Source organism: Nocardia salmonicida (genome assembly GCF_036142455.1).
GTDB lineage: Bacteria > Actinomycetota > Actinomycetes > Mycobacteriales > Mycobacteriaceae > Nocardia > Nocardia salmonicida.
The window spans coordinates 299,712-318,423 of sequence record NZ_CP108014.1; the positions used below are offsets into that span (position 1 = coordinate 299,712).

The 18,712-nt window shown below is 67.7% G+C and carries 17 protein-coding genes; 8 read left to right on the forward strand and 9 right to left on the reverse strand.

The window, feature by feature from the left end; genetic code table 11:
- Positions 1 to 2: 2 nt before the first annotated feature.
- Positions 3 to 1,421: an MFS transporter gene (locus tag OHS03_RS01475; RefSeq protein WP_328660106.1), complete on the reverse strand. Its 1,419-nt coding sequence runs from the start codon at positions 1,419 to 1,421 to the stop codon at positions 3 to 5.
- A 103-nt stretch (positions 1,422 to 1,524) separates the two neighbouring features.
- On the opposite strand from OHS03_RS01475, the gene OHS03_RS01480 reads away from it, so the two are divergent.
- Positions 1,525 to 2,148: a TetR/AcrR family transcriptional regulator gene (locus OHS03_RS01480; protein WP_328660108.1), complete on the forward strand. Its 624-nt coding sequence runs from the start codon at positions 1,525 to 1,527 to the stop codon at positions 2,146 to 2,148.
- A 344-nt stretch (positions 2,149 to 2,492) separates the two neighbouring features.
- On the opposite strand, the gene OHS03_RS01485 is transcribed toward OHS03_RS01480, so the two are convergent.
- The 6 genes from OHS03_RS01485 to OHS03_RS01510 form a co-directional block, all read right to left on the reverse strand.
- Positions 2,493 to 3,428, reverse strand: a complete 936-nt coding sequence (locus OHS03_RS01485; protein WP_328660109.1) for a DUF8832 domain-containing protein — start codon at positions 3,426 to 3,428, stop codon at positions 2,493 to 2,495.
- A 313-nt stretch (positions 3,429 to 3,741) separates the two neighbouring features.
- Entirely contained in the window at positions 3,742 to 4,674 is a 933-nt protein-coding gene (locus tag OHS03_RS01490) for a sirohydrochlorin chelatase (protein ID WP_328660111.1), read from the reverse strand.
- Positions 4,674 to 5,969, reverse strand: a complete 1,296-nt coding sequence (locus OHS03_RS01495; protein ID WP_056821403.1) for a sulfate adenylyltransferase subunit 1 — start codon at positions 5,967 to 5,969, stop codon at positions 4,674 to 4,676. Before OHS03_RS01495 ends, OHS03_RS01490 begins: the two co-directional genes overlap by 1 nt.
- On the reverse strand, positions 5,969 to 6,946 hold the full coding sequence (gene cysD / locus OHS03_RS01500) for a sulfate adenylyltransferase subunit CysD (RefSeq protein ID WP_228537684.1): 978 nt from the start codon (positions 6,944 to 6,946) through the stop codon (positions 5,969 to 5,971). Before cysD ends, OHS03_RS01495 begins: the two co-directional genes overlap by 1 nt.
- On the reverse strand, positions 6,925 to 7,620 hold the full coding sequence (locus OHS03_RS01505) for a phosphoadenylyl-sulfate reductase (RefSeq protein ID WP_328664042.1): 696 nt from the start codon (positions 7,618 to 7,620) through the stop codon (positions 6,925 to 6,927). The genes cysD and OHS03_RS01505 overlap by 22 nt, the downstream gene beginning before the upstream one ends.
- A gap of 44 nt (positions 7,621 to 7,664) precedes the next feature.
- On the reverse strand, positions 7,665 to 9,449 hold the full coding sequence (locus OHS03_RS01510; protein WP_328660113.1) for a nitrite/sulfite reductase: 1,785 nt from the start codon (positions 9,447 to 9,449) through the stop codon (positions 7,665 to 7,667).
- A gap of 435 nt (positions 9,450 to 9,884) precedes the next feature.
- On the opposite strand from OHS03_RS01510, the gene OHS03_RS01515 reads away from it, so the two are divergent.
- The 3 genes from OHS03_RS01515 (at position 9,885) to OHS03_RS01525 (ending at position 12,061) form a co-directional block, all read left to right on the forward strand.
- On the forward strand, positions 9,885 to 10,313 hold the full coding sequence (locus tag OHS03_RS01515; RefSeq protein WP_328660114.1) for an SgcJ/EcaC family oxidoreductase: 429 nt from the start codon (positions 9,885 to 9,887) through the stop codon (positions 10,311 to 10,313).
- Between the two features lie 51 nt (positions 10,314 to 10,364).
- On the forward strand, positions 10,365 to 11,585 hold the full coding sequence (gene hemW / locus OHS03_RS01520; RefSeq protein WP_407942450.1) for a radical SAM family heme chaperone HemW: 1,221 nt from the start codon (positions 10,365 to 10,367) through the stop codon (positions 11,583 to 11,585).
- A 233-nt stretch (positions 11,586 to 11,818) separates the two neighbouring features.
- Positions 11,819 to 12,061, forward strand: coding sequence for a hypothetical protein (locus OHS03_RS01525; RefSeq protein WP_056821395.1), 243 nt, complete (start codon positions 11,819 to 11,821; stop codon positions 12,059 to 12,061).
- 66 nt (positions 12,062 to 12,127) lie between these two features.
- On the opposite strand, the gene OHS03_RS01530 is transcribed toward OHS03_RS01525, so the two are convergent.
- Both OHS03_RS01530 and OHS03_RS01535 read right to left on the reverse strand, forming a co-directional pair.
- Positions 12,128 to 12,283: a hypothetical protein gene (locus OHS03_RS01530; RefSeq protein WP_328660115.1), complete on the reverse strand. Its 156-nt coding sequence runs from the start codon at positions 12,281 to 12,283 to the stop codon at positions 12,128 to 12,130.
- Between the two features lie 1,286 nt (positions 12,284 to 13,569).
- A complete protein-coding gene (locus tag OHS03_RS01535) occupies positions 13,570 to 13,983 on the reverse strand; it encodes a hypothetical protein (protein WP_328660117.1) in 414 nt (137 codons plus the stop codon).
- A 354-nt stretch (positions 13,984 to 14,337) separates the two neighbouring features.
- Here OHS03_RS01535 and hrcA point away from each other — a divergent pair, with 354 nt between their 5' ends.
- The 4 genes from hrcA to OHS03_RS01555 all read left to right on the forward strand — a co-directional run bounded on the left by hrcA (position 14,338) and on the right by OHS03_RS01555 (position 18,633).
- The gene (gene hrcA, locus OHS03_RS01540; protein WP_056821832.1) at positions 14,338 to 15,372 is read left to right on the forward strand and encodes a heat-inducible transcriptional repressor HrcA; all 1,035 of its coding nucleotides are present in this window, start codon (positions 14,338 to 14,340) and stop codon (positions 15,370 to 15,372) included.
- A gap of 130 nt (positions 15,373 to 15,502) precedes the next feature.
- A complete protein-coding gene (gene dnaJ / locus OHS03_RS01545; RefSeq protein WP_056821388.1) occupies positions 15,503 to 16,657 on the forward strand; it encodes a molecular chaperone DnaJ in 1,155 nt (384 codons plus the stop codon).
- 4 nt (positions 16,658 to 16,661) lie between these two features.
- Positions 16,662 to 17,402, forward strand: coding sequence for a 16S rRNA (uracil(1498)-N(3))-methyltransferase (locus tag OHS03_RS01550; protein WP_328660119.1), 741 nt, complete (start codon positions 16,662 to 16,664; stop codon positions 17,400 to 17,402).
- A 166-nt stretch (positions 17,403 to 17,568) separates the two neighbouring features.
- Complete coding sequence (locus tag OHS03_RS01555) at positions 17,569 to 18,633, forward strand: PhoH family protein (RefSeq protein ID WP_056821830.1); 1,065 nt, start codon at positions 17,569 to 17,571, stop codon at positions 18,631 to 18,633.
- The last annotated feature ends 79 nt before the right edge of the window (positions 18,634 to 18,712 follow it).

Sequence of the window (18,712 nt, forward strand, 5' to 3'; positions counted from 1 at the left end):
GTTCAGTCGGTCGAACGGGCCTGCGAAGGCAAGGCGAGTACCACGGCGACGGCGATATTGATCCCCGCGCACACGGCGAACAGGATGTGGAAACCGCTGAGTGGGTCGTCGGAGGTCGCCGAGAAGATCGCCGCCAGTACGGCGATGCCGAGCGCGCCGCCCACCTGGCGAGCGGTGACGTTCATCCCGATGCCCGCCGCGAACTGCTGCGGTGGAACAGAATTCGCCGCCGCTGTGCCGAGCACCGTCACGACGATGCCGATCCCGCCGCCACCGAGCACGCCGGCGGGAATCCACGCCGTCCACAGCGCGGGTTCGGGCCCGAAGGCGTCGGTGCTCATCCAGGCCAGCGCGGCCGTCGACATCAGTCCACCGAGCACTCCCACCCACCGTTGGCCACGCGGTGTCGTGATCCGTCCGGTGACAACGGCGGTCACCATCGATGCCACGGCGCCGACGGTCAGCGCCGCCGCCGACTCGAGTACGGAGTAGCCCCAGATCGCGTTCAGGAAGAGCGGCCCGGCCAGCAGCCACGCGAACATCGACGCGCCGAACAGGAACGAACCCGCGTTCGCGAGCGCGAATTGCCGCTCACGCCAGAGCTGGACGGCGACTGCGGGGTTGGTATGTCGACGCGAGCGAACCAGTGCGAACACCGTCAACGCGCTACCGCCGAGCAAGGCGACGAGCGTGCCGGGAGCGGTCCAACCCCATGACTGACCTTCGGTGACGGCGGCGACGATCGCGCCGAGTCCGATCGCGATGGCGAGCGTGCCGAGCGGATCGGGCAGTGCCGCCTCGCCCGCAGCCTTGTCGCCGCCGGGCAGTCGCAGCCCCGGCACGATCAACGTCACGGCGATCGGCACGTTGATCAGGAAGACCGCACGCCAGCCGAACACCTCGACCAACGCGCCACCGAGCGCCGGACCGACCACCGCCGCGAACCCGCCGGCCGCCGACCAGGCGCCGATGGCGGCGCCGATCTTTGCCCGAGGCGTGGCCTCCAAGACCAGTCCGAGTGCCGCGGGCACCATGAATGCCGCTGCGATGCCCTGCAGAACTCGTCCCGCGATGAGCCAGTTCGCGCCGGGCGCGAGCCCGCACAGCAGTGAGGTGACGGCGAATCCGGCCAGTGCCAGGGCGAACAGACGCCGACGGCCGAGGGCGTCGGCGATGCGACCGGCCGGGGTGAGCAGGGCGGCGAACCCGATCGCGTAGCCGCTGACGATCCAGGTCAGCGTGCCGGTGGAGGTGCCGGGATAACTCAGGGCGATCGTCGGGAACGCGATATTGACGACGGAGAGATCGAGGAAGGCGATGAATGCGGCACCTGTCGCGACTGCGAGGGTGCGGCCCGCGGCGCTGGAGTCGGGAGTCACGGTGTCGAGCGGATCTTCGGGCCGAGCTGACACGTCGGTCATGCGGAGTCCTTCGAGTGGGAGAAATAAGAACGTACGATCGTTCGTAAATAAAAGTACGACCGATCGTTCGCCTTTGCAACCCCGTGGTGGAACAATGATTCCTATGACCCAGCTGACGGAACCGAGCGACCAGCGGTTGGCCAAGGGCGCCCGCGCCCGCGCCACCATCGCCCGCCGCGCCGCCGAACTCGCTTCTGTCGAAGGCCTCGACGGCCTCAGCATCGGCCGACTCGCCATCGACCTCGGCATCAGTAAAAGCGGCATCGCCACCCTCTTCGGCACCAAGGAGGCCCTGCAACTCGCCGCCGTCCAGGCAGGCCGCGACATCTTCATCGAACGAGTCGTCGCCCCCGGCCTGCGCACCCCGCGCGGCGGAACCCGGGTCCGCGCGATGATCGACGGTTGGTTCGCCCACATCGAGGATCCCCCTTTCCCCGGCGGCTGTTTCCGGGTGGCCACCCTCACCGAATTCAGCAGCAAGCCCGGCCCCGTGCGCGACGCCGTCGTGGCCGACCACGACAGCTGGCTGTCCTTCCTTGCCGACGAGGTCCGCAAGGCCCAAGCCATGGGCGACCTCGCCGCCGTCGATCCCGACCTGCTGGTCTTCGAGCTGGATGCGATCGTGAGCGCCGCCAATATCGCTCGCCAGACCGGTGACTCGGTCCGCGTCGATGCGGCCCGCACCATCGCGACGCGCTTGTTGTCGGACGCGTCGAGTGGGGCCTAGCCGGGCGCCCTCGCGGTATGTCGGCGCGCGTATTCAGCTCTGACGCGACGGGAAACGCTGCTTCGTCGACCCGCTTCGGTCAGTGATTCCGGAGAGCATCGGCCACTCGCCGGGAACTGGCGAGCTCGCCTGTGTTGCCGAGGTAACGCCTGATTCCGGCCGGAATATGCGGCGCGGAATTCTGCGATGGTGGTGGCTGGGGATTTCAGGGTGGTCGGGCCGCAGCGGGAGATGGCACTGTTCCGACGGGGAGGCGGAACAGAACGGCGCCGCCACCGGTGAGGGTAGCGGCGCCGCCTGTGCTCCGTGCGATGAGCCCGTGTGGTGCGTGGGTACGGCCGGGGTCACTGGTGGTGGTTGTGCTCGGGGGCGTGCTGGGGAGCGGTGGTGAGAGTGAAGGCGGCGGTGCGGACGACGTCGTCGTGTTCGAAATCGAGGAACAGTCGATAGGCGCCGGGGCCGGGAACTGCTGTGTGGAAGGTGATTTCGGGGCCCGAGGGGGTGACGCCGTCGCCGGGTTCGCCGTTGGGGTGCACGTGGACGTAGGCGAGGTCTCCCGCGCGAAGGATGACGAGGTGGCCGAAAGCCGCCAGGTAGGGCTGTAGATCGGTGACCGGCTCGCCGTTCTTGCGCACGGTGAGCGTCAACAGATCGCCTTCGGCGCGCAATTCGCCGTCTACGGTCACCTCGTAGCCGTCGACCTCGGTGACGCGAGCTACCGCTGGAACAGGTTGCGGCGCATAGTGTCCGGCGATGGCCAGGTCCGCGCCGATCGTGATCGTCCGGCCGAGTGCCCGCGGGGCGATATCGGTGAATACCCGGTAGGCGCCCGCCTCTGGCAGTTCCAGCTGGATCGCCCAGGTGCCGTCCGCTTCCCGCTGCGGATGCACGTGCCAGAACCCGGTCAACTCCCGTCGCGCCACGATCAAGTGCAGTTCCCGATCGTGAATCGTGTCGAACTCGGTCACGGCTGCTCCGTCCGGTCCGAGAATCCGAAACCGGAAGTCGATCCTGCCTGGTTCGGCGATCGCGGTATCGAGATCGAGCGTGTATCCGTCCTGCGTGATCTGAAGTCCGCCGGGTGAGCCTGCATCGTGCCCGGCGTGGCCGGCTGTATGTCCTGCGTGCGCGTGCGTGGCTTGCTCGGCGGCCGCATGTCGGCCGTGGTCGTGGTTGTCGGTAGGGGTTCCGTGAGCGGCGTGGTTCAGGTGATCGCCGTGCGCGGGCTCGGCTGCGGTAGCGGCGTGGTCGGTGTGTCCGGCGTTGGCGTGGGTGGTCATTGTTTCGCCTCTCTCGGTTCGCTGTGCGTTGACTCGAACATATACCCCCAGGGGGTATTCAGTAAAGAGGTGGAGGCGTGTGAGCTGCGGCACTGGAGTGCCGAACGCTCGGAGCTATAGATCAGCCGCGCTACAAGCTGCTCTGCGAATGGTGGCCTCGGTACGAGCGGCCCTGCTGCCGACGGTGTCCATCAGAGGGGCGAAGCGGGTCGTGGGAGGACTTGGATGGCCTCGCACTCGCCTCCGCGGTTCGGCGTAGAACACGGTCGAGCTACGACTCGTGGGGAAGTCGGCAGCCGGGATCGCGCTGGAATCAGGCGGAGAGATCGAGATCGGCGGCGACGCCGTCGTCGTAACGGGTCCAGATCACGTCGACCAGCGCGGTGTGCGCGCCGATGACGTCGGCATGTACGACCTCGGGCGCGGCGGCGACCAGCCGATCGGTCAGCAGCCCTGGCGCCAAGAACCACGGCGCGACGACAATGCGTTCCGCGCCGCGGGCGCGCAGTCGATCTACGGCCGGGGCGAGGCCGGGTTCGACTGTCGCGAAGCAGATTTCGGTGGAGCAGCCGGTGACGGCCGCCAGTCGGCGCGCCACGACGGCGGTCCGCCGATTGGCCGCGGCATCGCGCGATCCGACAGCGGCGACGGCGATCCCCAGCGAAGGTTCACCTCTCGGTCCGGTCGCGGGAGTCACCACGCTGAGCGGCGCGAGCCACGATGGTCCCACCGAGGCATGAAGTGTGGTCGCCGTCGAGCCATGGTCCGCTGAGAGCTGCACCGCCGGTTGCGAATCCGCCGCCATCGGGGCAGTAAGTGACGGGAGCCGGCACGCCGTCGCGACCCGATCGGCGAGTGCCGAGATGAGGAGCGGATCGGGGCCGAGAACAGGTGCCTGGATGAGTTGTAGCCGGGAGTGCCGACGGGTGGCATCGGCCAGTAGCGCCGGGAGGTCGACACGCGCGTGAAAAGCGTTGCCCAGTAAGAGAGGAACGACGATCACGTCGGTGTGCCCCCGCGCGGCGAGATCGTCGACAACCTCGTCCACCGACGGGGCGCTGAGATCGAGGAAAGCCAGCCGAACCGGGATATCGGGCCGGGCGGCGGCGACTTCGGCGATCACGGCCGCCATGGTCGCCGCCGAACGCGGATCACGGCTGCCGTGGGCGACCGCGATCAACGCGGGCCCGCCTGCGCCGCGTGGCGCCGAAACGGCACCACGCGGCGGGGCGGACAGGCGATACATCAGACCGCGGTACCGACCTCGACCGAAGCCAGCACGTCGCCGACCAGGCCGGCGGCGAGGGTGTTGCCACCGGCCGGGTCGATCAGCAGGAACGATCCGGTGTGCCGGTTGGTGCGGTAGTCGTCGGCCGGGATCGGCTCGGCCAGCCGCAGCGAGACACGACCGATGTCGTTGAGCTCCAGCGATTCCGGGTTCGGCTGCGCGGTGAGCGTCTGCTCGTCGAACCGCTCCACGAGCGCGCCGACGATGGCCTGCGTGGTCTTGGCGCCGTGCTTGAGCAGCAGCCGAGCGCCGGGACGCAGACCCTTGTCGCCGAGCCAGCACACGGTCGCGTCGAAGGCGTCGATGGGCTCCGGCGCGTCGTGCGCCGACGCGATGATGTCGCCACGCGAGATGTCGACCTCGTCGGCCAGGATCAGCGTCACGCTGCGTCCGACCTGCGCCACGGCCAGTTCGCCGTCGGGGGTGTCGATGCGCTCGACGGTGGTCTTCTTGCCCGAGGGCAGCACCACGATCTCGTCACCGGGCGAGACCGAACCCGCCGCGATCTGACCCGCGTAGCCCCGGTAGTCGGGGTACTCGGCGGTGCGCGGGCGAATCACGTACTGCACGGGGAAACGCAGACCCAGCGCGTGCGTTCCGGTCGAATCCGCGTCCACCGGAACCGATTCCAGGTGCTCGATCAGCGAGGGGCCGTCGTAGTACGGGGTGTTCTCGGAGCGGCTGGCGATATTGTCGCCGTGCAGCGCCGAGACCGGGATCTCGATGACGTCTTCGGTGGCCCAGCCCAGCTTCGAGGTGAGATCGTTGAACTCGGCGGAGATCTCGGCGAACACCTCGGCCGGGTTGTCGACGAGGTCGATCTTGTTCACCGCGAGCACCAGACGCGGCACACCGAGCAGCGCCAGCACGGCCGCGTGGCGACGGGTCTGCTCGATGACGCCCTTGCGGGCGTCGGTCAACAGAATCACCAGCTGCGCGGTGGACGCGCCCGAGACCGTGTTGCGCGTGTACTGCACGTGCCCCGGGGTATCGGCGAGCACGAAAGACCGCTTGGGCGTAGCGAAGTAGCGGTACGCCACGTCGATGGTGATGCCCTGCTCGCGCTCGGCGCGCAGGCCGTCGACGAGCAGCGACAGGTCAGGCGTGGACAGCCCACGGTCGACCGAGGCGCGCGTGACGGCGTCGATCTGATCGGCCAGCACGGACTTCGTGTCGTAGAGAAGGCGTCCGACCAGGGTGGACTTGCCGTCGTCGACAGAACCGGCGGTGGCCAGCCTCAATAGGTCGGACATCAGAAATAACCCTCTCGCTTGCGGTCTTCCATGGCGGCTTCCGACACGCGGTCGTCGCCGCGGGTCGCACCGCGTTCGGTCAGTCGGGACGCCGCGACCTCGGCCAGAATGGCCTGGTTGTCGGCGGCGTCGGAGATGATGGCGCCGGTGGTGGAACCGTCACCGACGGTGCGGTAGCGCACCGAACGGGTTTCCAGGACCTCGTTCTCGTTCGGGCCGCCCCACACGCCGGGGGTCATCCACATGCCGTCACGCGAGTACACCGGACGCTCGTGCGCGTAGTAGATCGACGCCAGGTCGATGTCCTCGCGGGCGATGTAGCGCCAGATATCGAGCTCGGTCCAGTTGCTCAGCGGGAACACGCGCACGTGCTCTCCCGCGGCGTGCTTGCCGTTGTACAGGTTCCACAGCTCGGGCCGCTGACGCTTCGGGTCCCACTGGCCGAAGGCGTTGCGCAGCGAGAAGATCCGCTCCTTGGCGCGCGAACGCTCCTCGTCGCGGCGCCCGCCGCCGAAGACCGCGTCGAAGCGGTGTTCGGTGATGGCGTCGAGCAGCGGCACGGTCTGCAGCGGGTTGCGGATGCCGTCGGGGCGTTCGGTCAGGCGGCCGTCAGCAAGGTACTCCTCGACCGAGGCGACGTGCAGGCGAAGGCCGTAGCGCTCGACCACCTTGTCGCGGAACTCGAGCACCTCGTCGAGGTTGTGCCCGGTGTCCACGTGCAGCAGCGTGAACGGCAGCGGCGCGGGCCAGAAGGCCTTGAGTGCCAGGTGCAACAGGACGGTGGAGTCCTTGCCGCCGGAGAACAGGATCACGGGGCGCTCGAATTCGCCCGCGACCTCACGGAAGATGTGGATCGCCTCGGATTCCAGCGCCGCGAGGGTGTCGAACTCGGTCAGGCCGAGTTCGCGTTCGGTGGTGTTGGTACTCACAGGCTCACTCCCAGTGGTGGTGATGGTCATGATTGGTGCAATCCGCATTCGGTCTTGGCGATACCGGCCCAACGGCCGCTGCGCGGATCGGATCCCGGCTCGGGCTTGCGCGTGCACGGTGCGCAGCCGATGGACGGGTAACCCTCCTCCACCAGGGGATTGACGAGAATGCCGTTGGCCTCGATGTAGGCCTGCATCTCGTCGTCGGACCACGGTGCGATCGGGTTGATCTTCACCAGGCCGAAAGCTTCGTCGAACGAGATCAGCGGCGCGTTGGCGCGGGTGGGCGCCTCGACGCGGCGGATGCCGGTGATCCACGCGTTGTAGCCGCTCAGCGACCTCTTCAGCGGGACGACCTTGCGCAGCCGGCAGCACTCGGCGGCGTCACGGGAGAACAGATCCTTGCCGAGCAGTTCGTCCTGCTCGGCGACACTGGCCTCGGGGCGCACGTTGACCACGTTCACCCCGTACACGGCCTCGACCGCGTCGCGGGTGCCCATGGTCTCGGCGAAGTGGTAGCCCGTGTCGAGAAACAACACGTCCACACCGGGTCGGGTCTGCGCGGCCAAATGGACCAGCACGCCGTCCTGCATATTCGAGGCGACGATGTAGCCGTTGCCGAAGTTGCGGTCGGTCCACGCGATCAGGTCGGCGGGCGAGGCATCGGGGCCCAGCTCGGCCGCGCCCTGCTCGGCGAGCGTACGCAGTTCTTCTTCGGACATTCTTGCCGCGAGATTCGTTGTCACAGTGGGGATCTCCTCATCGACTATCGGAGGTCGGCCTCGTCGGCGCGCACAGCCCACACCGCGAAGCGTTCCCCGGATTCCCGGTTCTTGACGAAGTTGCGGACGACGCGATCGATGTAGTCACCGAGCTCGACGCTGGTCACCTTGTGCTGACGCAACTTCCGGCCGAACGCGCTGTCCAGGCCGAGGCTGCCACCGAGATGAACCTGGAAACCCTCCACCTGATTCCCGGTGCCGTCGTCGACGAGCTGACCCTTGAAGCCGATATCGGCGATCTGGGACCGGCCGCACGAGTTCGGGCAGCCGTTGATGTTGATGGTGATCGGCACATCGAGTTCGGCGTTGATATCGGCGAGGCGCTGCTCGAGCTCCGGTGCGAGCACCTGCGAACGCTTGCGGGTCTCGACGAAGGAGAGCTTGCAGAACTCGATGCCGCTGCACGCCAGCAGGTTCCGCCGCCAGACCGAGGGGCGGGCCTGCAGACCGAGTGGTTCGAGCTCGTCGATCAGCGCGTCGACCTGGTCGTCGGGGATGTCGAGGACGATCAGCTTCTGATACGGGGTGAAGCGGATGCGGTCGGAGCCGTACTTCTCGGCGGCGTCGGCGACCTTGCTCAGGATGGTGCCCGAGACGCGACCGGCGATGGGGGAGAACCCCACGGAGTTCAGGCCGTTGCGCAGCTTCTGCACACCGACGTGGTCGATCGGCTTGGCAGGCTGCTCGGGGGCGGGGCCGTCGATGAGCTTGCGCTTCAGGTACTCGTCCTCGAGGACCTGACGGAACTTCTCGATGCCCCAGTCCTTGATCAGGAACTTCAGCCTGGCCTTGGTGCGCAGGCGGCGGTAGCCGTAGTCGCGGTAGAGCGCGACGACCGCTTCCCACACATCGGGCACCTCGTCGAGCGGCACGAACGCACCGACGCGCTGGGCCAGCATCGGGTTGGTCGACAAACCGCCACCGACCCACAGATCCAGACCGGGGCCGTGCTCGGGATGGTTCACGCCGACGAAGGCGATGTCGTTGATCTCGTGCACCACGTCCTGCTGGCCCGAGATCGCGGTCTTGAACTTGCGGGGAAGGTTGGAGTACTCCTTCTTCCCGATGTAGCGCTTGACGATCTCGTCGATCGCCGGGGTCGGGTCGATGATCTCGTCGAGCGACTCACCGGCCAGCGGCGAACCGAGGATCACGCGCGGGCAGTCGCCGCACGCCTCGGTGGTGTGCAGACCGACCGACTCGAGCCGACGCCAGATCTCCGGGACGTTCTCGACCTCGATCCAGTGGTACTGGACGTTCTCGCGGTCGGACAGGTCGGCGGTGTCGCGGCCGAACTCGGTGGAGATCTGCCCGACGGTGCGCAACTGGGCGGCGCTGAGCGCGCCCGCGTCGCAACGCACCCGCATCATGAAGTACTTGGCTTCGAGCAGGTCGATGTTGTCGTCGTCGGTGAAGGTGCCGTCGTAGCCCTCTTCACGCTGGGTGTAGAGACCCCACCAGCGGAAACGGCCACGCAGGTCGGCTTTGTCGATCGAGTCGAAGCCGCCCTTGGCGTAGATGTTCTCGATGCGCGCGCGCACGTTGAGCGGGTTGTCGTCCTTCTTGGACTGTTCGTTCGGGTTCAGGGGCTCGCGGTAGCCGAGGGCCCACTGGCCTTCGGAGCGGCGGCGGACCGGCTTTCCGGTGCGGGCGCGCGGTGCGACCGGGGCATCGGTGCTCGGGCGGGCCGGGCGCTTGGCAGCTGAACGCTCAGTGCGGGCCTGCGCCGTCGACTGTTCGGTCGAACCGGCGTCGGTGCTCGACGTCATGGTGGGGTCGCTCCTGCGGGGTGGTTGGACATCCGTGCTGAAGGCGCGAGGGGCTGGCTCGCGTCAGGCGGTCAGCGGGCCGATGAAAGTCGAAGGCACCGGGGGATACCCGGGCGTGGACGCCGCTGCGCTACCGGTGGAAACCGGGCCGACAACAGGCGCTACAGACACGCTGGAAGTCGACGTGGCGACGGGCCACGAGTCGTACTCCAGTTGCGTGCATGTGCCTATTGTGCCACGTCAGCCGGGTCGTTCCGACCGCAAGGAGATATTTCCCGCACTTTTGGGGGAAATTCCCTGGACGGCCGTCCTGTTCTGTGACGGGGGTCATAGCCCACCGCCCGGAACCGGCCTGTGATACGCCCGGGCGGGCGCGTGTGCGGTGTCGCACAGCTCGGTTGACCTGGAGCGTGCTCGAGGTTGCACAGTAGTCGCATGAGCAACGACGCCACTGCCACCGGTCAGACCCCCGCCGATCTCGACGCCGAACTCACGGCCATCCGCGCCGTCGTCGACACCATCGCGCACGCCCAGGCCAACGAACTGGCCGAGGAGTTCGTCGCCGTCTTCCGCGAAGACGCGATCTGGACCACCGGCCATGGCAAGCGCCTGTTCGGCCGCCCGGCCATCGCCGAGTTCACCGCTCAGGTGCTGCCCGGCGCGACGACGCACGGCTCCGCGACCTACGACGTCGAGCACGTGCTCTTCCTGAGGCCCGATGTCGCCGCCGTCAAGATCCGCCAGAGCTACTTCACCCTCGACGGCGAGCTGTCCGGTCAGGGCACGCCGATGTATGTGATGACGAAGGAGGACGGTGCCTGGGTGCTCACCGCCAACCAGAACACCCCTGTCGTGACGGACTGACGCGAGAGGGGTCGCGCGGGGCGCGGCACCAGGGCCCGGCAGACTGGAGGGGTGACTACCAGCGCTGCTTCCGGGGCTCCCGGCGTGACACCGGCCGATGCCGATCGGCCGGTGCTGCGCGATTTCGGGGGCGGCGCGTTCGGGGTGTACGTGCACGTGCCGTTCTGTGCCACGCGCTGCGGGTACTGCGACTTCAACACCTATACGGCGGGGGAGCTGGGTACTTCGGCTTCTCCGCAGTCGTGGCTGGAGGCGTTGCGCGGCGAGCTCGCGACCGCCGCGGCCGAGTTCGGTGCCCTGCCGAGCGCAACCCCCGAAGTATCGACGATCTTCGTCGGTGGCGGGACGCCGTCGCTGCTCGGTGGGGACGGTCTGGCCTTGGTGCTGGATGCGGTGCGGGCGAACTTCACCCTGGCCGCCGGCGCCGAGGTGACCACCGAATCCAACCCGGAATCCACCTCGCCCGAGTTCTTCGAGCGGCTCCGCGCGGCCGGATACACCCGGATCTCGCTCGGTATGCAGTCCGCCGCACAGCACGTGCTGAAGGTGCTCGACCGCACGCATACCCCGGGGCGCGCGGTCGCCGCGGCGAAAGAAGCGCGCGCGGCCGGGTTCGATCACGTGAACCTCGACCTGATCTACGGCACTCCCGGTGAGACCGACGCCGATCTGGACCTGAGTCTGGATGCGGTGCTGGCGGCCGGTGTCGATCATGTCTCTGCCTACTCCCTGATCGTCGAAGACGGGACCGCGCTGGCACGCAAGGTCCGCCGTGGTGAACTGCCCGCACCCGACGACGATGTCCTCGCCGCCCGCTACGAACGCATCGATGGCCGCCTCGCCGCCGCCGGTCTGACGTGGTACGAGGTATCCAATTGGGCCGCAAACGATTCCGCCCGCTGCCTGCACAACCTCGGCTACTGGGACGGTGGTGACTGGCTCGGCGCGGGCCCCGGCGCGCACAGCCACGTCGGCGGCGTTCGCTGGTGGAATGTCAAACACCCCGCCCGTTACGCCGACCGGGTAGCTCTGGGCGGCCTCCCCGCCGCGGGCTGGGAAGCCCTCACCGACGACGAGCGCTACACCGAACACCTCATGCTCACGGTCCGCCTGCGCACCGGCCTGCCCCTCGCCGACCTGGCCCCGTCCGCCGCCCCCGCCCTCGACCGCATCCTCGCTGACGGCCTCGCCCGCATCACCGGTGACAACCTGGTCCTCACCGACCGAGGTCGTCTCCTCGCTGACGGCATCGTCCGCGACCTTCTCGACTGATCATTTCGCCCGCTGAGGAATCGCCCGGCGGTGATGTCATCGTGATCTGAATTTCGAGATTTTTCACCCTTGGGATCGGTACCAGAGAAAGCCCGGTCATAGTGGGGGAACAATCCGATGCACACCTGATGAGGGGTCCGGAACAGTGGGGTGCTCTAAGGGTATGTTCGGTGGGTTCGGGGTGGAAGATAACGATTAGGGGCGTAGGCTTCAACTCGATCCTAGGGAGTTATATGTCCACCGAACGGCACATCACCCTCGTCCACGAGCAGAGCGAATTCGCTGAAGCGCGCTCCGCTGAGAAGGCGGAGAACGCGCGTCAGTGCGCGGTCGCCGCGAGGACGGTCGCGTCGCATTCCAACGACGCCGACGACTGCGGCTCGCTTCTGGCGATGCTCGGCCTGGATGCCCTCGCGGGCAAAGAGGTCGGCGCTCCCGACTCGGCCGCTCGCTGCGGCGCGGCTGCCCGAGTCTGATTCGGCATCGGCCGCCCGACCGGGCGGCCACTGCTGAAGAATCCCGTCGACTCGCTGACATCGCCGTCAGCCCCGAGTCGCCGGTGAGCGTTGCTCGCCGGGCACGAAGTCATCGCCACCCCCGATCACGCCACCTGCTACTGCCGGTCGTGGCTCGCCGAGCAGTTCCGCGGTGTTCGCCAGTGTGATCAAGTACTCCGGCAGGCCACGCGTGGTATCCACGCCTGGTGCTGTCGGCAGTGCTCTGCCGCATTGGAAGTAACGATCGCCCGACCTGGTTGGGGTATGCCCTGGCGGCGGGTTGGCGCCGATTACGGGGCCGGTGGAACCGGGGATGCTGTTCCCGATCCCTGGCCTGGAAAAGTCACGCTGACCGGGCAGTCGATACTGCGCGGAGCTACCCGGCGTTCGGCCGCGGGCCCCGCTCGGGTTGACGTTCGGCCACGCACGCCCAGCCACTGAGTCAGCCGATGGACCGCGCCCTGTCGAAACGACCGCGGGGTCGATGGCTGGGGCGGAAGTCCCTGTAGGCGCGGTGAGTAATCCGGAGCCGCCAGGTGTTGTCAACGCAGGCGTACCGCCCGGCTGAGTCATGCCGGTGGCAGCAGTCGATGTCGAGGTCACTGTCGTAACGGTGCCGGAACCCACCGCCCCGTCATCGGATTTCGCCGACAGGTTGTCGAACCCATCCGAACCATCGTTCGGAACGTCCGTTCCGCGACCATCGCGTCCCATCGTTTCCGAATCCCCGATCACCTCGTGCAGCGCAGAGCCCGTCCCGGTCGCTGTGGTCTCGTTCTCTGCGCCGCCGGTCGAAATCTCGTCCGGCGGCTGTATACGTCTCTCGGCCCGCGACTGCCCGGCGGTGCCGATCAGCAACTGTCGATCACCTGTCGCGTCGGAGTCGAAGGACCGAAGCGGCATGGGCAGCAAGGGAATGCGAGTGACCAACTCGGCGAACGGCAACACATACCGCTGCCGCATCGCGGCTCGCGCATCCTCCTCCGCGGCCGAAGCCGCACCGTGCGCCGCTGCTGATCCCGTGGCATGAACCGCCTCGCTCACCGACCACGCCGCAGCGTCGGATTCCTCGACATCCGGCGACCCGACCGCGTATCTGGTCGCCGCGATCGCCTCGGCCGCCGCCCGAACCACGCCCGGCAACTCCTCCAAAGCGAGCGTCAGATCGTGCGCTCGCGCGACATAGCCTGCGACCGCGGAACCTGCCGCGGCGGCGCCCACGCCCGACCAAGCCAGTGCGAGCGATCCCTCCGCCGCGTGCCGGAAGGCGCGTAAGCCGTCGTCCCACCATCGCGCGATCTGCTCGAACCTGTCCGCTTGCGTCAACGCGTCGGTCACCTCGAGGGCCGCGAATGCCGCGACGATCTCCCGGTGTCGCCAAGAATGTGTGTTCTCTCCTCCGCCGGGAACACCCGATTCCATGGCGTCGCTCGAATAATTCGAATACGTGTTCCCGTCGCCCCGAATACCGCTCGGCGCGTGGCCGGTCACACTGGCTCCGTGGAAATCTGGTGTCCGGCAAAGGTTTCCGCCGACCGAAGTCGATAAGCCCACTCTTTGTCGGCAACCACCATCACATCGCGCGCATCCCGGAACGACTGGCGAATATCGCTGACGACCCGCGAATGCGCATCCGAGACGGCAACGATGCTGTTCTCCTTCGCCGCTGCCACGGAACGCAATCGCGCCACCAGAGCGGAACCGGATATCAACCGCGCCTGCCCCTCGCCCAATCCCCACTGCGTCTGATCGCCGACTTCCACGGCAAGTGCCCGAATCCGCGCGATCACCCGCAGAAATTCCGCACACGCATCGTCGATCCGGGCGAACTCCGCCGGCCGCACCGCGACCGCGCTCGACCCGATATGCCACGCCTCGCCGATCCCACCCTGGTGCACCACAGTTCCCTCCCCGCGCCACGTGCCGATAGTTGAAAATCGCTGGTATATCCCCTGATCCAGTCCCGAAACTACGCCCGCCCCCCGACCCCGACAACCCCCGGAACCGCATCTGTGGACAACTAGGGCCTGTGGATAACTCGCCGCCGCGCTCGACCGAGTCGGCGGGCCGGACGCCGCCCCCGCAGCCGGATATCCCCGTGTGACAGTTCGATGCCGGACAGCCGTTGGGTCCGGGGATCGAGAACAAGACAATTAGACTGGAGAACAAGACGCTGCGAGCGTCGACGTGCGACCCTGTGCGAACGCAGCACGGCAGGCGTGACGTACCAGGCACGAGCGAGGAAGGTGGGGTCGATGGCGTCGAGTACCGAGGATCGACGTTTCGAGGTCCTGCGAGCGATCGTCGCGGATTACGTCGCCACCAAGGAACCGATCGGCTCCAAGTCCCTCGTGGAACGGCACAACCTGGGTGTTTCCAGCGCCACCATCCGCAACGACATGGCGGTGCTCGAGGCCGAGGGCTACATCACCCAGCCGCATACGAGCTCGGGGCGTATCCCCACCGACAAGGGCTACCGCGAATTCGTCGACCGGATCGCCGAAGTGAAACCGCTCTCCGGCGCCGAACGCCGGGCGATCATGGAGTTCCTCGAATCCGGTGTCGACCTCGACGACGTCCTGCGTCGCGGCGTGCGCCTGCTGGCCCAGCTCACCCGCCAGGTCGCCGTCGTGCAGTACCCCACCGTCTCGGCCGCGATCGTGCGCCACATCGAGGTCGTCGCACTCAACCCGGCTCGTCTGCTGCTGGTGGTGATCACCGACACCGGCCGCGTCGACCAACGCATCGTCGACCTGGGCGCGGTGATCTCCGACGAGGACCTCGTCGCCGTGCGCGGTCTGCTCGGCGGCGCCATGGACGGAAAACTGCTCTCGGTGGCCAGCGCCTCGGTGGCCGGGGTGCCGGAACGCGCACCGGCCAAGATTCGCGACGTGCTGATCCGGGTCTCCACCGTCCTGGTGGAGACGCTGGTCGAGCATCCCGAAGAACGGCTGGTCCTCGGCGGTACCGCCAACCTCACCCGCAATGTCGCCGATTTCGGCTTCCCCGGCTCCCTACGCACCGTGCTGGAAGCCCTGGAAGAACAGGTCATCGTGCTCAAACTGCTCGCCGCCGCGCAGCAGCCGGGTCAGGTGATGGTGCAGATCGGCGAGGAGACCCAGGTCGAGCAGATGCGCGGCACCTCGGTGGTCTCCACCGGCTACGGCGCCGCCGGTGCCGTACTGGGCGGTATGGGCGTGCTCGGCCCCACCCGCATGGACTACCCGGGCACCATGGCATCGGTGGCGACCGTCGCCCGCTACATCGGCGAGGTGCTCGCCGAAAGGTGAAGCCAGCGCGGGAACGACAACAACCGGACTGTTAAGGTCGATACTTCGGCCGGTAAAGTTGAGTGGATTCGACTAAAGGATGCGCCCGGCGCTCGGCCGGCCCACACCGACCAAGGACTAGAGAACTCACGTGGCACGGGATTACTACGGACTGCTCGGCGTCGGCAAGAATGCCACCGACCAGGAGCTCAAGCGCGCTTACCGCAAACTGGCCCGCGAACTGCACCCCGACGTGAACCCGGACGAGGGCGCGCAGGCCCGCTTCAAGGAAGTCTCCACCGCCTACGAGGTGCTGACCGACCCCGAGAAGCGCCGGATCGTCGACCTCGGCGGTGACCCGCTCGAAAACGGCGGCGGCGGAGCAGGATTCAACGGTGCCGGCTTCGGCGGTCTCGGCGACGTCTTCGAAGCCTTCTTCGGCGGGATGAGCGGCCAGGGCGGTGGCCAGCGCAAGCCGCGTGGCCGCGTGCAGCCCGGCGCCGACTCGCTGATCCGCACCAGGCTGAGTCTGGCCGAATGCGCGGTCGGCGTCACCAAGCATCTGACCGTCGACACCGCGATCCTGTGTGATGTCTGCGTGGGCTCCGGCACCAACGGCAACTCCAAGCCGATCCGCTGTGAGACCTGCGACGGCGCGGGCGAGGTGCAGTCGGTGCAGCGCTCGTTCCTCGGCCAGGTGCTCACTTCGCGTCCCTGCCCCACCTGCCGTGGCGCGGGCGAGACCATCCCCGACCCCTGCAACAAGTGCGGTGGCGACGGCCGAGTGCGCGCTCGTCGCGAGATCGCCGCGCCCATCCCGGCCGGTGTCGCCAGCGGTATGCGGGTTCGCCTGGCCGCTCAGGGCGAGGTCGGCCCCGGTGGCGGCCACGCCGGTGACCTCTACGTCGAGGTCGTCGAGCAGCCCCACGACACCTTCGTCCGCGACGGCGACGACCTGCACTGCACCGTCCGGGTGCCGATGGTCGACGCGATCCTCGGCACCACCGTGGTCGTCGACACCATCCTCGACGGCCCCACCGAGCTCACCATCGCGGCGGGCACCCAGCCCGGCGAGGTCATCCAGCTGCGTGCCCACGGCATGCCGCGCCTGCGTTCGGGCGCGCGTGGCGACCTGCTCGCCCACCTCGACATCGTGGTGCCGAACAAGCTCGACGGCAGGCAGACCGATCTGCTGCGCAAGTTCAAGGGCATGCGGGACAAGGATCGCGCCGAGGTGATGTCGACCCAGTCCGAGCACAACAGCGGCCTGTTCGCCCGGCTGCGCGCGTCGTTCAGCGGACGCTGAGGCCGTGGCCGCGACGGTCTTCTACCTCGACGAAGTGCCCGAACCGGGGGCCGTCGCGGTGCTGGACGGTCCGGAGGGTCGCCATGCGGCGACCGTGCGCCGGATCAAGGTCGGCGAGCCGATCACCCTGTCCGACGGGCACGGTGTGCTCGCCGACTCCGAAGTCGTCGCGGCCCAGAAGGATCGCCTGGAGCTGGCGGTCCGTGACCGTCGACTGGCCACCCCGCCCACCCCGCAGGTGACCGTGGTGCAGGCCCTACCCAAGTCCGATCGCTCCGAGCTGGCCGTCGAGTTGATGACCGAGGCGGGCGCGGACCTGATCGTCCCCTGGCAGGCCTCGCGCTGCGTCGCGAACTGGGAGGCCAAGGCCGGCAAGGGAATCGACAAGTGGCGCGCGGCCGCCAAGTCCGCGGCCCGGCAGTCCCGTCGCGCCTACATTCCCGAGATCGCAGGCCTGCACCGCACCCGCGATCTGGTCGAGTTGGTGCGAAAAGTGAAGGCGGACGGCGCGATCGTCGCGGCCCTGCACGAATCCGGCGCGGGCAAGTTCACCGAGCTTCCGCTGGCGCAGGCGCGCGAAGTGGTCCTGATCGTCGGCCCCGAAGGCGGCCTCGACAACGCCGAACTGGCAGCGCTGGAAGAGGCCGGTGCCGACATCGTGCTACTCGGCCCCACCGTGCTGCGCACCTCCACCGCGGCGGCCGTCGCGCTCGGTGCGCTGGGAGCGTTGACTTCGCGTTGGTGAGCAGGAATGGGCCGCCGCATACCACGGGCACCTTTAACCACTGTGCGGTGTCAGTGCTCGGCGGTAAACTGATCTCATCGAACACCAGGTCGAAACCGGAAGCAGGCTGTAGCCACTTTTGAAGAACTCAGGCGAGATCGGCAACCCCACCAACCCCGTATCAGACATCGGCGCAGGCGGTAACAATGCTGGTCCCGCGGCGCGGACCGTGCGTTCCAGCATCGAGCTCGCCCCGGAGTCGGTTTTCGGTTTCCTCGGCTCGGCCGACCAGAACCTGCGTCAGCTGGAGAAACTGCTCCCGGCCGATATCCATGTCCGCGGCAACACCGTCACCATCACCGGTAAAGCCGGCGACGTGGCGCTGGCCGAGCGGGTTATCGAGCAGCTCGTGGCGCTGACCGGCCGCAACCGGGTGATCACCCCCGAGGCGGTTCGCCACACCATCTCGATGCTCACCGACGAGGGCGTGTCCGAATCGCCCGCCGAGGTGCTGAGTCTGGACATCCTGTCGCGGCGCGGCAAGATCATCCGCCCCAAGACGCTCAACCAGAAGCGGTATGTCGACGCGATCGATGACAACACCATCGTGTTCGGCATCGGCCCCGCGGGCACCGGCAAGACCTACCTGGCCATGGCCAAGGCAGTGCAGGCCCTGCAGTCCAAGCAGGTCACGCGCATCATCCTGACCAGGCCCGCGGTCGAGGCGGGCGAGCGGCTCGGCTTCCTGCCCGGCACGCTCAACGACAAGATCGACCCGTATCTGCGTCCGCTCTACGACGCTCTACACGACATGATGGACCCCGAAGCGATTCCCAAGCTGATGGCGTCCGGTGTCATCGAAGTCGCGCCGTTGGCGTACATGCGTGGCCGCAGCCTCAATGATTCGTTCATCATTCTCGACGAGGCGCAGAACACCACGGCCGAGCAGATGAAGATGTTCCTCACCCGCCTCGGCTTCGGTTCGCGGATGGTGGTCACCGGTGACATCTCGCAGGTCGACCTGCCCAACGGGCAGCGCTCGGGTCTGCGGGCGGCCGCGGAGATCCTCACCGATATCGACGACATCCACTTCTCGGAGCTCACCAGCGCCGACGTGGTGCGCCACCGACTTGTCTCCGACATCGTCGACGCCTACGACCGCTTCGAATCCGAGACCCGCGCGGTCCCTGGCCCGCACTACCCGGGCAATCGAGCCCAGCGCCGGGCAGCGGGCCGCACCGACCGTCGCTAACCGGCGGAACCGGGGCGGGACACGATCAAGCTGGCCCGATGCCGCTCCCGGCGGCGTCGGGCAGGCACCGTACCCTGAA